Below are 14630 nucleotides of genomic sequence, written 5' to 3' on the forward strand. Positions count from 1 at the left end.
GATGGGATATCTAACATCGCCCATTATAGCTAGCTATGCACTGCGTTGAGCTATTTATAACTGATGGTGACACGTTCTAAATTTGATTTATTGTGAATCTTTTCGCTAGTTACGTTGGAAACCAATTCAGAAAGCACATTATTTAATGGCCTAACGATATAGCCATTTTGGTTTTCTGCGATATTACTGAAACAGTGGGAGACAAGTTGCTTATGCTGATACATAACGGTGCAGGTCGGCGTAGTAACAGAGCCGGTGAAGCGGATAATACCTGAGGAAACTGGGCTACCCGCAAGCGGTTTGGCTTGCAAAGTAAGTGGAAGGATCGCCAATACACCTAACGCGATGAGGTCATGATTCATATGCGGTTCCTCTTAAATGAAAATGCCGCCAATCAATAAAAAAACAGCTAATTATCAAAAAAGTAAAATAATCAAAGGAAAACAAAAAAATGGCAAAATTATAACTCTCCTTGCCTCTGTGAGTTAATGATAAAGGCAGCACTGAGGAAATACTATGATATAGATCATAGTGGAGAAAGGTTAATGAATGTTCGATGGTGACACTACCGGATGCGGTGGGCGGAACCAGTACTTGCTATACTTGATAGTCGAGGGAGTTCATTTTTGTCATGTCACTGGCATACTAGAGTCATAAATACAGCTTAAGTTTACAGCGATTGAGTCAGTAGATGGCACATGGTGCGCCTAAGTTCTATGCCCTGCTCCTTGGTAGGTAACTTACGTGTTAGTGGAACAGGCTATTGCCGTAGCTATCCCACCCCATACACTAAGAACTTATCCCATTTAGGCTCTTAGTTGTTCACTGATAGGGATGTGTGGAGAAATGCGCCTTGCAACAGAAAATCCAAGCTGAGCATCGCAGTTTTACCCGATCGGTTTACTCTGTCTGGATCACTAGAGGCTGGTCATCGGTGTCTATCTGGCAAAATACCCGCAGTATCATTACATTAACCGCAAAACGGGCATAGTGTAGTTGCCAGCATTCTCTCTATATCGTGTTATTATCTGGTTAAAAATACACAAAATTATGCACTTTTCCTGTTACTGTGGAAACATTTAGCGGATGGTGGATTTGACTTTAGGAATATTCCCATAGATTATTGATATAATAAATTTTGTAAGTGACATTGAAAATTGCCAGGAGAAACGTGTGGAGCACAGTGATAATGGGCTATTTATTAAACGGGAACGTTTTGAAGTTCTGGCGATTTTACGTGACATTTGCAAACAACGTACTCCACTACGGGTAGACAGCCAGAGGCAGCAGTTTCAGAGTCAGTTATTAAGTGTTGGGCCGGACAATATCGTTTTCATCGGCAACAAAAATGAAACGGCGACCGACAGCGAAATTACCATTGTGATTGAAAGTCATGATGCCAAGATTGAATTTTCGGTTGACCAAGTGCAGTTGACTCAACATCAGGGCATTCAAGTGTGGTCAACCCGACTACCGCAGGAAATGGTCTACATCCAGCGCCGACGTCAGTTCCGCATCACCCCTCCGCACTGGCGCGAGTTCTTTTGTAGCGGTGAATACCCGGACGGCACGCCGTATCAATTACGTATCCAAGATTTGTCCGCAGGTGGTGTGGGTTTGCGTTTTGATGGCCAGATGCCAGCGTTTCTCCTGCCGGGTCTATTGCTGAAAAAAGCGCATCTCGATCTCGGCAGCTACGGCAGCTTTAAGGTGAATATGGAGCTCGTAGTGGTGAATCGGGATCAAGACGTTGACGACAACGGGGGAGTGGTGCATTTCTCGCGCTTGTCATGCCGCTTTCTCAAATTAGGGTTGGCGATGGAAAGGAAAATTCAGAGCGCAGTCTTTGCTTTCGAACTAGATTTCAACAAAAAGAAGCGTCGCTGAATGATCGGTTTGCCCACCGCCCCCCTACTAAGCGCTGAATGCGATGCGTTGCGCGAGAAACAAAAAGGACTCATAATGAGTCCGTTATATTTAATAGGACAGGGCTATTTGCGTCCTAAGAGGAAGCCGAACACGATGCCTACCGCTGCGGCAATGGCTACGCCAGTCAACGGATTTGACTCCACCTGTGTTTTGACGCTCTCGGTGACTCCGCGAGCAGCATAACTTGCCTGCGAGGCATATTTGCGAGCGGCACCACACACCTGGTGCTGTGGCGCGTCGGTAGCTTTGCCAAACGCTTCTTCTACCGTGCCAGCCACTTCATTGGCTTTGTCTTCCACTTTCCCAAACATAATGACTCTCCTGTTGCAACCATTAACAAAACTTAAGCCTAGCAGACGAATACCTACTTTGCCTTGGGGAAGAGGATTGTCACCTTTCTGTCTGCCGTGGCCCAGGCCGAACGGCGTCGCATACTGGAACGTACAAATGAAGATAGCCCGCTCAACGGTTTATATTATTTTTAATGAACACCTAAATAAAAACCAAGGCGGAGTATTAATATGCAACATTCTCGTCAGCCCCTTATTCGCTGCATTTTGCCCACCAAGCGACCCTGGATGACTCCCGGCGGGAGCAGCTCGATCGTCGCGTACAGTATCGTCAGCGTGACCTGGTCGAGTACTCACCTGTCGCTAAACAACATCTTGCATTTACTGCTCCGTCTTGATCGCTGGGAACCAGGGTTGAACCAAGCCTTGTCTGGCGACGAACGCGATACGACTACGCCTGAAATCATGGCACAAAAGCTGCACCAACTGTTAACCGGCAAGATACTTACGGCACCCTCACGGCAGCACGGGCCACTTTTGCGCTCGGTACTTCGAGCGGGCTGGTTCATTGCCGATAAGCGGGTGCGGGTGAGCGTGGTTCTCGTGGTATCGTCGCGGCACCGAATTGTATCGATATAGACTGTGCACCTTCACCTTGAATGAATTTTATGGTCTAGTGGGTTAACCGGGGCAATTTATTAGCCCTGACAGATTTTCCGAGTAGAAAGGATACCCCATGTCAGTACTGCGTATTCTAGTGTTGCTTGCCGCCGCCGTTCATCTGCCTACTTATGCCAAACCGTTACTTCATGCTGCTGTGCCACAAAGCAGCATGCGCTGGCAATACTGCCAGAATAGCGAATTTCAGCACTGGTTTATGGGGCCACCACCGCTAGGCTTACGCTGTGGCTATGTTGAAGTGCCGTTGATCCATCAAGTTAATGCCAGCCATATGCTGCCAGGCAATAATGGGACAGTACGTTTGGCTTTAACCTTGTTGCCGGCCACAGGGGTGAAAAAGGGCAGTCTGGTGGTGATTAGCGGTGGTCCAGGGCAACCCGGCATTAATCCGCAACTGGTGGGTGATGCCAGGCTGAGAAAATCCTACGATATCATTGGCTACGATCCTCGCGGCGTGGGGCAATCAACGCCGAAGATCACCTGCCAGTTGGCAGAAAACAACGAGACACTGTCAAACAATAGTAATGATATTCCTGCGGCGGAGCTACAGGTACGCAAGATGATCAACGCGTGCATCAAGGGTACTGGCGCAGAAATATTGCAGCATATGGGTACTGATGAGGCGGTCAACGATCTGAACCTGATTCGCCACGCGCTGGGTGAACCGGCGCTTACCGCAGTGGCATATTCCTACGGCACTAAAGTGGCAGTGCTGTATGCCGAACGCTATCCGAAGAAAACCCGCGCGCTGGTACTAGATGGTGTCATGGATCTTGCCGCAGATAATTTTACCCAGCGTATCAACCAGGAACGCGGCTATCAGCAAAGTTTCCTGCGTTTCGCCGCTTACTGTGGCAAAACGGGCAGTTGCCCGTTACCTGCCGATGCCAATCAGGCGATACAAGTTTACCACGCATTACTGCGCAAACTGCACGATCATCCTTTCATCACCCAGGCAGGTTATGAGATTTCTGCCGATGATGTGGTGACCCTGACCCGAACGCTGCTGACGTGGCCAGATCGCTGGCATGAATTGGCCGTGGTGCTACAACAAATAAATACCGGGATCGCCAGCCAGCAGTTATCCGATCTAGTCGACGAAAGTTATTCGCCGGATGCTGAAGATGCGCTGAATGTCATCACTTGTGCGGATGTTGCTAACCCAGGCAGCGAGCCGCAACTGCGTAGACAGCGTCAGGAAATCAACACCACGGCAATGTATGCTCACTATTTACCGCTGCATGAATACCCACTCGAAATATGCGATTTATGGCCGTACCCTGGCAAATTGCGCCCGCATGTGCCGGTAGTTTCACCAACACTACCGCCGCTGTTGTTTGTTGGCCAACGTTACGACCCCGCTACGCCATATCGTAATGCGCAGATGATGGCCAACTGGTTCAAAAGTCCGCTGATCACCCGCGAGCGGGACGGACATACGCTAGTCCTGAAGGGGGCCGACCATTGTGTGGATGAGAGCGTAGTAGATTATCTGCTGGCACCGAAAAAGCCCCGGCATGATAAGGTCTGCCGCTAGCAGGACGCAATGAATAAACGTTCGCAAGGATATCAAGGGGGAAACGCGCAGGTGACGGATAATTGAATGGCAATGATTGGGTTGTAAACGGAAACCCGCCAAACATTATGATTTAATCAGAGATTTATATTCGGAAATCCTTTTTTTGTGTGAAGAGATAGATAAACTTTTATCATTTATTACAACCAAGTTATTATTAAATCTTTCAAAAATAGTCTCATTTTTTTTGTTAATGATCTTGTTTTCAGCCTCTGGATTTGATTTTACATATTCATTGAGACGATTTATACTTTGCGTATGCTTGTAAAAATTGGCTGGAAGATATTTATCCAACTTTTCATGAGATAAAGTAGCACCTCGCTCACATAAGACACCGTCAATATTATCCTTGTGTATTTTTTCTAACTTGTCAGATTCGAGATAAAGTTTTTTAGCCAGAGCCAAACTAAAAATCCCACATTCGGATGAGCTTCGTTGAATATCCATTTCCACCAGGGAAAAATAACAATCAGGTAATTGATAACATTCAATGGCCATTTTTGTCCTCAACGCCAGCATTGCCGAGCCAAGACCATTGAAGGTTGTAGGTTCAAACAATACCAATGATGTCTTATTATTGACAATTTTATAATCGATAATTGAAAAATGGGTTCCCCTATCCCCCATGTTAGTTATAAGTCTGGAAGATTCAATTCCGTCATCGATCGCATTTTTTATTGCTATGGGAAGGTCTCGTGGTGTTGTGATAAATTTAAGGTTCATCTCCGGGTATTTATTATTTGCTTGATCTACTAGGGCTGGCATCATTTTAATATCTGTACTTACATAATTGGTATAGATCCAACTACCATCGCTAATGTCATTCTCTAAACGTGTAATAATACTTTTTAATGATTCATCACTGAGTAGGGTATCATCTTCTTTTTTTAATGAACTATTGGCTCTGTTTATTGAATCTAGTGATCCAGGCATATATTAATCTCCATGTCAGAAATAGGCATTGAATATGAGTTTTACACATTACCTTGATGGTGATGGGTTTACCGGGCGAGGGCCATTCCCCGCCCGGTTTCAATCAGAAGCTGACGTTAACTTTGGCCCACAGAGTGCGGCCCGACTCGTTAAGAGAAGTATTGGCTGAATAGCCAAAGTCGTTGTTGCCTGCCCGGTTCAGATGTTCGCTGTAGGCTTTGTTAAGGATGTTATCCAGCCCAGTACTTAACTTGAGGTTTTTATTTACCTTATAGGCCACGTTGGCCGATAGTACACCGAACCCCGGGCTGGCGGCAAAGTCTTTACCTGCCGCGTTGCCTTCGTTGATCGCCACACGATGTTGGCTACTGACCAGTCGCCACAAGGCAGTGCTGCTCCAGTCGCCGTGCTCATAGGTCAGCCCCCAGCGTGCTTCCAGCGGTGGGATCTGCGGCAATGGTTGGTTATCGCGGGTGTTTTTGCCCCATGAGTAGGCCAGGCTAGCATCAGTTTTCCAGTCTTCGCTCAACTGATAGCCAAAGCCCATCTCCGCCCCCATGATATTTGCGTTAACGTTATCGGCCTGGCTGATACGCGCGTTGTGGGGATCATACTTGAACAGGATAAAGTCATCAACGCGGCCTGCGTAGGCCGAGACCCAACTGCTGAGGCGCGTGCCGTTGTACTGAGCACCGATGTCAATCTGGGTCGTTTTCTCGCTGTTCACGCGGGAGAACGGATCTTTACCTCCATCAGGGCCGAAGGTTGGCGAGAACAGTTCCCAGTAGTCGGGAAAACGCTCAGTATAGCCAATGCCAGCGTAAAGCATCAGCGGCATTTCCGCGAGCGTATGTTCAATACGCGCAAAGCCGCTGGGCAGCGTGTCCGAACGTTCCACGTCCTTGCTGTTGGCAAATTTTTCTACCAGGCTGCGATCGAGACGCGCGCCGCCGATCACTTTACTTTGCTCACTGGCATTCCAACTCAGTTCACCGAAGGCACCGTAGTTATTGAATTGCGCATCTTTTTGCCAGATGGCACGGCTCATGTTGCGATGGGTATTCGTCTGGGTGTCAACACCGCTCTCCAATTTGACGTCCTGCCATCGCCAAGTTCCCATCACACGCCCACCGATGGTGCGGCGATCGACCTGCATGGCCATACCGGCAGCCATATGCATACCGTGATGCCCGCTCATGCCGCCACTACTGGGGGAGCGCAGGGTGATGTTGTCCATGATGTGGTTAGCGTAATTGTAATAAACTTGTGCCTCCAGTTTGTCGAGCACATCGCCAATATTAGATTTTTCAACGCGCATACCCAGGCTCTCGCGCTTGAACTGCGAACCGTCCATCCCTCGGCCGCCATAACGCGCCTCACCATTGCCTCTGCCCATAGTTATTTCTAATAGGGTATCGCTGTCTGGCGTCCATCCTAGCGTTAAATCACCGTTCCATTTGTCCCAGCGTGATGGCACCCGGTTGTTGGTACCATCCTGATAGTCGTTAGAGCGGGATTTATTGCCCATCACTCGCAGGAAGCCTTGTTCTGCACCCAAACTGGCATCGATATTCTCATCCCATCGGCCATTAGAGCCAGTCAACACGCTGGCGTTGGCTTTAATACCCGGTTTATCAAAGCGTGGGCGCTCACGTTCAAAGCGCACCGTGCCTGCTGACGAACCTGGCCCCCAAAGCACCGTTTGCGGCCCTTTGGTGATGGTTAACAGGTCGTAGCTCTCTGGTGAGATATATGAAGTGGGTGCATCCATACGCGAGGGGCAGCTACCCAATAGTTCCGAGCCATCGGTGAGAATTTTCAATCGTGAACCAAACATGCCGCGCAACACAGGATCACCGTTGGTGCCGCCATTGCGGATTTGAGAAAAGCCAGGAATAGTTTTCAGGTAGTCGGAACCATCGCTGGCAGGCACTGGTTGTCTTGGCGTTTTAGGTGAAGTCACTATGGTCAATGGCGAGTAGAGTGGTGCAATGACTGTGATCACTTCGCCATCATTTATAGGCCCAAGAGAGGAGGGCTGGTGCGGCTGTGCAGCCTGGCTTTGGAAGGCTACCAGCAAGAATAGCGGCATGGCGGCAGTAATCGAACGGCTTACGGCGTTCTTTGTATAAAGTGTAGTTTCTACGAACATCATCGTACCTTTATATATAAAAATGGTTTTCGCTGGCAGCTTATTTTCATCAGGCATAAATAATCGTGGCAAAAAAAGCTGCCTTAAATATGGGGTTATCCCAGTCATGATACTGGAATAATCTGAACAATAGCGCTGTAGGTTTTCTTTTAAATCAGCGAAGTGATATTGGCGGCGCGCGGGGTTGTAGTTCAGTATGAACGACATGAGCAAATAAAGGGAAGATGTAGTGTATTGGTAGTGACCGGGAAATTATCGAGCCAAACCAGAACAGTGGAGACTGCGCCAAATCCAGCAACGGAACATGGATTAACAAGGTGCAGTAACCGCAGGCGTTGTCGTCCATCATCATTGCCATATTATGGCTACTATTGGCATGCATCATCGGGGGTGGGGCGCCGGGCTGTGCCTGCGGCGGGTTTGTAGATTGATGATGCATCAGCATTTTCATGCCGAAATCCGCCATACTTGTCGTTTCAGAACAGCCAACGCGCGTATGTTCCAGAGATCGTGAGATCACTGGGGCAACAAACAGCATTAGAATCGCAAAAATCCCTAACCAGGTAGGCACCAAGCCTCGCGATGCATTTGTCTGAATTAACGACACATTTAACCTAAGTAAAGGGTTAACAACGAAGTATGGCATTGTACTGGGTTATTAATACAAATGGTAAAACATTTTTGAATACTCAGGGTTATTTCACAATTAATCAGTGAGTATGTTCCTATTTTTACGGTTGCCGTCAGTTCGAAGACAGCAGGGTACTCAGGATTGAGTAAATAGTTGTGGTGATAGTGCACCAGAGTCTCCAGCATGGTCACAGACGCGGTCTCAGATAGCGGGTTTTGGTCGGATCACAAATAAACCCCATGCTCTATACGGGTGATCAAGCGCATAACTTCCAGCGTTCTAGGATCTCAGGCATCATCAGTAAAATAAATTTAACATAATATACATTATGCGCATCCGTGTTTCTTTTCGATTGCAGGTGTTTTATGCATGACTGGAGCTATTGCAAGTTTAAAATGTAACCCAATCCTCAAAAATAGAAATGTCCTTTGAAAAAATCTTCCGCCATGCTGAAATGTTCTGGCAAAATTATCACTTCACTGTCTGTTGCAAGGTTTGCTTATGAATGTTAATAAATTATCTACATCATCAACTCAGCACACCGCTGCTGATGATCGCATCTATAAGGATTCTAAAGGGAGGTCTGTCGGGCTTGCTGGTAAAGTAAACAGAGTTACAAATACCGTCGATGTACCGGAGCGATTTCCACTGCAAACACCTGAAGATAAAAGACATATGGATGCGCTTTTTAACAGATGCTCCAGTCATGCAGAAAAATACCTGCAATCGAAAAAATAGATAACTTATTCAATTATCAGTTAATCAGCTCACCGAAGTAGTCACGTCGGTTGCCGGGCTGATATCATCCATTTTCGGAGGCGTTTTTCTCAGTAACCGCAGCCAGGCCGTCCGGCTGCCGGAGGCTGTGGCATCGCCTTAAGACGTTAAACGCGTGGAGGTCAGGTTCGACGGTGACGATGTCAGCGTTGATTTCATGACGTCACGCGACCAGCCTCCTATGCAAGGTACGCTTGATAAGTAACTGTCTGATATATATAAATATAATGGATATACAAAACGCTGGAAAAATCTGGGATTCCAGCGTAATACCCCACTATCTCGATTGCCCCATGTAATAATAGTTACAAGTTGCTATTAATTTCTTTATGGTTTATATATTGCTTATAGTATAGCGATTATTAAATACTTTAATATTTACCGATAACTTCGGGAGAGTAATTTAATGCCCCATCACGGATATCTCACTGCGATAGCTATCCTTATCGCAACCTCTGTTTCTACCAAGTGTCATCAAGCCTATGGCGCTATACAAGCCGCAGATCCTGAGTCCATTGTTCAACAGTCGAAGGCACCGCCTACATGGTGGAAACAGGCTGTCTTTTATCAAGTTTACCCGCGTTCATTCAAAGATACCAATGGGGATGGTATTGGTGATATTAATGGTATCATAGAAAAATTAGACTATCTGAAAAAACTGGGAATTGATGCAATCTGGATAAATCCACATTACGATTCCCCGAATACGGATAATGGCTATGACATCCGTGATTATCGAAAAATCATGAAAGAATATGGCACGATGGAAGATTTCGATCGGCTGATTACAGAAATGAAGAAGCGCAACATGCGTTTGATGATCGATATCGTCATTAACCATACCAGCGATCAACATGCCTGGTTTGTCAAGAGTAAAAGCAGTAAGGATAATCCTTACCGAGACTATTATTTCTGGCGAGATGGCAAAGACGATCAAGCACCAAATAATTATCCTTCTTTTTTTGGTGGCTCAGCTTGGCAAAAAGATGATAAATTCGGCCAGTATTACCTCCATTACTTTTCCAAGCAACAACCCGATCTCAATTGGGATAACTCTAACGTTCGCCAAGATCTGTATAAAATGCTACGTTTCTGGCTAGATAAGGGGGTCTCTGGTCTACGTTTTGATACTGTTGCTACCTATTCAAAAATTCCAGGTTTCCCAAACCTTACTCAACGGCAATTGAAGAATTTTTCAGAAGAATATACTCAAGGGCCTAATATTCATCGTTATATCAATGAAATAAATAGAGAAGTGCTATCCCATTACGATATCGCTACAGCGGGCGAACTCTTTGGCATTCCCTTGGATCAATCAATAAAGTTCTCCGATCGTCGCCGCAATGAACTAAATATTGCTTTTACCTTTGATCTGATTAGGCTTGATCGCGACAATGATGAAAGATGGCGGCGAAAAGACTGGAACCTTTCACAATTCCGCCAAGTGATCGATAAGGTTGACCGTACTGCCGGGGAATATGGATGGAATGCTTTCTTCTTAGACAACCATGACAACCCTAGAGCTGTATCTCATTTCGGTGATGATCGTCCGCAATGGCGTGAACACTCAGCCAAAGCGCTTGCAACCTTGATACTAAGCCAACACGCCACGCCTTTCATATATCAAGGTTCAGAACTGGGTATGACCAACTACCCATTTAAAAAAATGGATGATTTTGACGATATTGAAGTGAAAGGTTTTTGGCATGACTATGTTAAGACGGGTAAGGTAAACGCCGAAGAATTCTTGCAAAATGTCCGCCAGATCAGTCGCGATAATAGCCGAACGCCATTCCAATGGGATGCGAGTAAAAATGCAGGATTCACCACCGGAACGCCTTGGTTGAAAATAAACCCTAACTACCTAGAAATCAATGCAGCAAACCAACTTAATGACCCAAAGTCAGTATTTAATTATTATCGTCAATTGATCAAAATTCGTCATGATATCCCAACCCTAACCTACGGAAACTACGTTGATTTGGATACTAAAAATGATTCTATCTATGCCTATACTCGAAATCTTGGCTCGGAAAAATATCTTATAATCGTTAATTTTAAAGAAAAAACTATGCGCTATACGTTACCTAACAATCTATCTATTAATACAACCATTATTGAAAACAATGCCAAAAGTAGTACGAAAAAAAATGATACCTTGCTAGTTTTAGAACCATGGCAATCTGGTATTTATAAACTTAATTAATAGAAAATTGAACGTGTGGAAGGATTGCGCATTGAAGACTGGTGGTTCGGCTTCCCAGGTTTAATACTGCGCGAGTTACCGCCCTCACCTGTTCAGCATGAGCAGATTTAATAGCCAAAATTTCATCAGCATTCTTTCCAGACTGTAGCCAAAAGCCAAGTCCAAGTAGTTGATGGAAAGCGCGTCTGGGCTGAGAAAAATTTAGGCCAGATGTAATCTGACAAACCCCTGTATAAATAACCGGTAACTGTCAGATCACATCTTGGCTAATACAACTAAAGAGGCTGCTGCGGAATTCAAATGGTGAATTACAGTCCTATACCGTTGTCGCTGGCAATTTGATGAGTTCCTTTTTGTCATGGGTGTAAATGAATGGTATATATCCGATAGCTAAAATGATTCCAACGACCATACTATCGCGAAAATCTCCTTTTTGAGCAGCAAAACACCCAGCTGTTGAACTACTGAATAGAGTTGCACGCCCTGCTAATGTATCAAATAATTGATTATAAGCGGTTTTTTGAGTTCTCTCATTTCCGGGCCGGAAACGCAAGTCAAAATTAAGTTCAGGATTATTATATGATGTTGCGTGAAACCCCCGATTTGTTAACTCATCAACTGTTTCCCCCGCTATGTTGATTAATGCTCTACCCAGCATATTCGCTGCTAGCTCTCCTATTATAGGTGTCAGAGTGTGTACCAACATGTTCATTCCCTGATCTACTGTCATCTGATTTACCATATAGGCTGCGGCAGACTTGGAAGTGGGTTCAAATCTGAATCCACCTTGATTATTATCTTGCAGCTGTAAAAAATATTGAGATAAGTCTCTTAATGGAACATAAGAAAATACAGCAGCAATCAAGGAATTTACCGCAACAGATAGACCACCTGTAGCAACTAAAGCTGTACCTGTTCCCAAGGCAAGGGCTATATTTGTCAGCCTGGAACTTAAGCTTTTCTGTGTTATAGTTCCAGCGTGAATATCTCGTGCTAATCCTATTAATTGGAGCGCTATTGGTGTTGCTAGGGCTATAGCCCCAAGACTCACAGGGGCTGCCTGAGGAAGTTTATCAAACAATACGGGTAAAACAGACCTTCTCACATACTCACGTACTGCAGTAGGCAAGCCCACTGAAACTATATTACGTTTAAGTGCAAGTCCGGTATTTTTACCGTGCCGATGAATATAAGCGCTCCAGCATTCTTGTTCATCCCGATCATTATCTTCGGTCATTTGAATGACAGTGTGAAGTGGTTTGCTAGCTGAAGTAGCCTTTTCATTTGATGTTGAGCTTTCATTATCTTCGGTCATTTGAATGACAGTGTGAAGTGGCTTGCTAGCTGAAGTAGCCTTTTCATTTGATGTTGAGCTTTCATTATCTTCGGTCATTTGAATGACAGTGTGAAGTGGTTTGCTAGCTGAAGTGGTCTCTTCATTTGATGTTGAGCTTTCATGAGTGATAGAACGCATATCATTGGCAAGCCCTGGCCCCTGCGTTGGGTTCAGAGGAGCTAGTGATGAGCTTACAATATCAGTGTGTATTTGAGTGATGGAAATTATATCATTGGCAAGCCTTGACTCCTGCGTAATTTGATTTGATGTATTATCACTTTGTGAATTAGAATTGATATAAGTATAAATCGGATGGGAATGATCTTTCCTACCTACATTTTCAACCATCATATTGCTCCTTAAGCAGTGTGTGAATGTGTTGTTGCCTCTGTGCCATTTACTTAGTGCCACTCACCGGATGCCTTAGTGACGAAGAAGGAATGATCACTTACCTCTAAAAACCAAAAGTGAAAAAGCAAGAAACATGCCAATTTTTACTTTTTGATTTAAAAGGCTTTTTATTGTTTATTGAAGAACTTCATGCAACGATATAGCGCATTTGCACCATGGTGTTCCACGTTCATCTGCGTCTGGTAATGGCTGACTGGCATGACGGACAAGGGGCACCTCGGAATTTCTCTGCAAATCATGTCGCGTAGAAATATGCAGCTTGGTCAGGGAGGTGGGGATCACAGGTCGCCCGGCGTAGCCGGTTCATGCATTGCGTGGTGTGTCATGGCGGCTCTGCAGATGGCAGGATGTGTGAAAGGTATTTATGTCAACGCCAATGCTTGACGGGCCAGAGGGAGAACACAATTATCATTTGTCGTGCAGACTTATTGCATACACTTCTTTATATTCACCTCCACTGCTATCAAAAGTTACATTTACAGGATAATTAAGAATATAGGCAAGTTGGGCTAATTCAAGAATATTTTGCCCCTCAATTCCATTGCAATTCCAGTTACCTCCCTGAAAGGGTATATTAAAAGTAGACAAGCTAGATAACTTTAAAAAACAGGTAGGGCCAACATTATTGGCTTTATAGCTATATATGTATCCACGCAAGCTAAACACACTGGCATATGTAATACCTTGCAAATAAGTGAAAAATAAAAATACAGATACCAGCATGTAGATGATATTTTTATTCATAATTTAATCCTTTTTAATCACGATAAATTTGAGTGACCATGACCATTAGATCCAATGGCTGCTGATGCGCAGGCGATATATTCATTTCGTAATAATAAAAACTATAGTCGGGTCATACCTCAATGAGTACTGAAGCGCTACTAGTCTGTTCGATTTTAATGGAATACATATAATGCTAGCACGCTTTTTAAGATCACTATCATCACAATTCGTATAATATCGCCATGGTGGTTGGCCCCAAGCTGGATGAGAACGAGGAAAACCGGCCAACTCAGGCACACTTTCCGTAGCATGCATGCCCTGGTATAAATTTCTATTAAAGTCCCTATTTCTAATAAACTCCCCCATCACGTTGAAATGAACTCTTCTCCATCCAATAATCTGTGCCCAGCGTATTGGTCCAAGAGCAGCAAACTCTTCCTCTCCAGGGTGAGGCGAATACCTCCCTAGAGAAGCATTCACATCAATAAAATTAGGTGTTGGTTGGATCGTGTATATATAACTCGTACCTGGAAATTGACTGTTCGACCAGATATGCGCAAGGCGTAAGGACGAGGTCGTAGAAACATATCCCAAGTCATAACGGGCCAGCCCGGTTTCAGAACCCATGGCATGATTATACAGTGATACGCTGGGTATAGGCTGATTTGGTCTCGTGCCATCCATCCCTTTGGGTAAGAAACCATCGGCAGCTTTAACTAACTCTGGATCCTCCATAACTGAACGATATACCTCTAGCGGAAGCACTGCAAAACATGCGCTGCTTCTGATTAAGAAAAGTAAAGCTACGGAATAAGCTAGTCTTCCCATATATAAGCTCTCCATAGAATCATTTGTCTATTATACGTATTGCGTACACTGGCTTAAATTCCTCTCCATCACCTTCAAAAGTTACATTTGTAGGTAACTTAAGAATAAAGGCAGTTTGGGCTAATTTAAGCATATTTTGCCCTTCAATTGTATT

12 protein-coding genes and 3 pseudogenes are annotated in these 14630 nt (G+C 44.9%); 7 read left to right on the forward strand and 8 right to left on the reverse strand.

The window, feature by feature from the left end:
* Positions 1-50: 50 nt before the first annotated feature.
* A complete protein-coding gene (locus SYMBAF_RS05980) occupies positions 51-362 on the reverse strand; it encodes a hypothetical protein (protein ID WP_040265988.1) in 312 nt (103 codons plus the stop codon).
* Between the two features lie 811 nt (positions 363-1173).
* Between SYMBAF_RS05980 and SYMBAF_RS05985 the strand changes: the two genes are divergently transcribed.
* Positions 1174-1887 carry a flagellar brake protein gene (locus SYMBAF_RS05985; RefSeq protein WP_040265987.1) on the forward strand — a complete coding sequence of 238 codons (714 nt, stop codon included), beginning with the start codon at positions 1174-1176 and terminating at the stop codon, positions 1885-1887.
* Positions 1888-1991: 104 nt separating this feature from the next.
* On the opposite strand, the gene SYMBAF_RS05990 is transcribed toward SYMBAF_RS05985, so the two are convergent.
* Positions 1992-2240, reverse strand: coding sequence for a glycine zipper domain-containing protein (locus tag SYMBAF_RS05990; RefSeq protein ID WP_040265986.1), 249 nt, complete (start codon positions 2238-2240; stop codon positions 1992-1994).
* A gap of 63 nt (positions 2241-2303) precedes the next feature.
* Between SYMBAF_RS05990 and SYMBAF_RS17585 the strand changes: the two are divergent.
* The 3 genes and pseudogenes from SYMBAF_RS17585 to SYMBAF_RS05995 all read left to right on the forward strand — a co-directional run.
* A pseudogene (locus tag SYMBAF_RS17585) lies at positions 2304-2408 on the forward strand (recombinase family protein); the annotation flags it as partial.
* Positions 2409-2509: 101 nt separating this feature from the next.
* Positions 2510-2839: pseudogene (locus SYMBAF_RS17590) on the forward strand (serine hydrolase family protein); the annotation flags it as partial.
* Positions 2840-2955: 116 nt separating this feature from the next.
* Complete coding sequence (locus tag SYMBAF_RS05995; protein WP_040265984.1) at positions 2956-4437, forward strand: alpha/beta hydrolase; 1482 nt, start codon at positions 2956-2958, stop codon at positions 4435-4437.
* A gap of 105 nt (positions 4438-4542) precedes the next feature.
* Here the strand turns inward: SYMBAF_RS05995 and SYMBAF_RS06000 are convergent, their stop codons facing one another.
* From SYMBAF_RS06000 to SYMBAF_RS06010, 3 genes are all read right to left on the reverse strand, one after another.
* Positions 4543-5409, reverse strand: a complete 867-nt coding sequence (locus SYMBAF_RS06000) for a YopJ/AvrA family T3SS effector serine/threonine acetyltransferase (RefSeq protein WP_040265982.1) — start codon at positions 5407-5409, stop codon at positions 4543-4545.
* 103 nt (positions 5410-5512) lie between these two features.
* Positions 5513-7501 (reverse strand): TonB-dependent copper receptor, encoded by a 1989-nt coding sequence (locus SYMBAF_RS06005; RefSeq protein WP_410176128.1) that lies wholly within the window; start codon positions 7499-7501, stop codon positions 5513-5515.
* Positions 7502-7715: 214 nt separating this feature from the next.
* A complete protein-coding gene (locus SYMBAF_RS06010; protein WP_237162959.1) occupies positions 7716-8099 on the reverse strand; it encodes a DUF2946 domain-containing protein in 384 nt (127 codons plus the stop codon).
* Between the two features lie 594 nt (positions 8100-8693).
* Between SYMBAF_RS06010 and SYMBAF_RS06015 the strand changes: the two genes are divergently transcribed.
* From SYMBAF_RS06015 to SYMBAF_RS06020, 3 genes and pseudogenes are all read left to right on the forward strand, one after another.
* Positions 8694-8930, forward strand: a complete 237-nt coding sequence (locus tag SYMBAF_RS06015; protein ID WP_082026995.1) for a hypothetical protein — start codon at positions 8694-8696, stop codon at positions 8928-8930.
* A 70-nt stretch (positions 8931-9000) separates the two neighbouring features.
* Positions 9001-9174: pseudogene (locus SYMBAF_RS17595) on the forward strand (AbrB/MazE/SpoVT family DNA-binding domain-containing protein).
* 201 nt (positions 9175-9375) lie between these two features.
* Entirely contained in the window at positions 9376-11175 is a 1800-nt protein-coding gene (locus SYMBAF_RS06020) for an alpha-glucosidase (protein WP_040265977.1), read from the forward strand.
* Positions 11176-11491: 316 nt separating this feature from the next.
* On the opposite strand, the gene SYMBAF_RS06025 is transcribed toward SYMBAF_RS06020, so the two are convergent.
* From SYMBAF_RS06025 to SYMBAF_RS06035, 3 genes are all read right to left on the reverse strand, one after another.
* Positions 11492-12862: a hypothetical protein gene (locus tag SYMBAF_RS06025; protein ID WP_152609149.1), complete on the reverse strand. Its 1371-nt coding sequence runs from the start codon at positions 12860-12862 to the stop codon at positions 11492-11494.
* Positions 12863-13330: 468 nt separating this feature from the next.
* Positions 13331-13666, reverse strand: a complete 336-nt coding sequence (locus SYMBAF_RS06030) for a hypothetical protein (RefSeq protein ID WP_040265971.1) — start codon at positions 13664-13666, stop codon at positions 13331-13333.
* An 81-nt stretch (positions 13667-13747) separates the two neighbouring features.
* Positions 13748-14476 carry an enterotoxin A family protein gene (locus tag SYMBAF_RS06035; RefSeq protein ID WP_082026994.1) on the reverse strand — a complete coding sequence of 243 codons (729 nt, stop codon included), beginning with the start codon at positions 14474-14476 and terminating at the stop codon, positions 13748-13750.
* Between the last annotated feature and the right edge of the window lie 154 nt (positions 14477-14630).

The organism is Serratia symbiotica (assembly GCF_000821185.2).
Lineage (GTDB): Bacteria > Pseudomonadota > Gammaproteobacteria > Enterobacterales > Enterobacteriaceae > Serratia > Serratia symbiotica.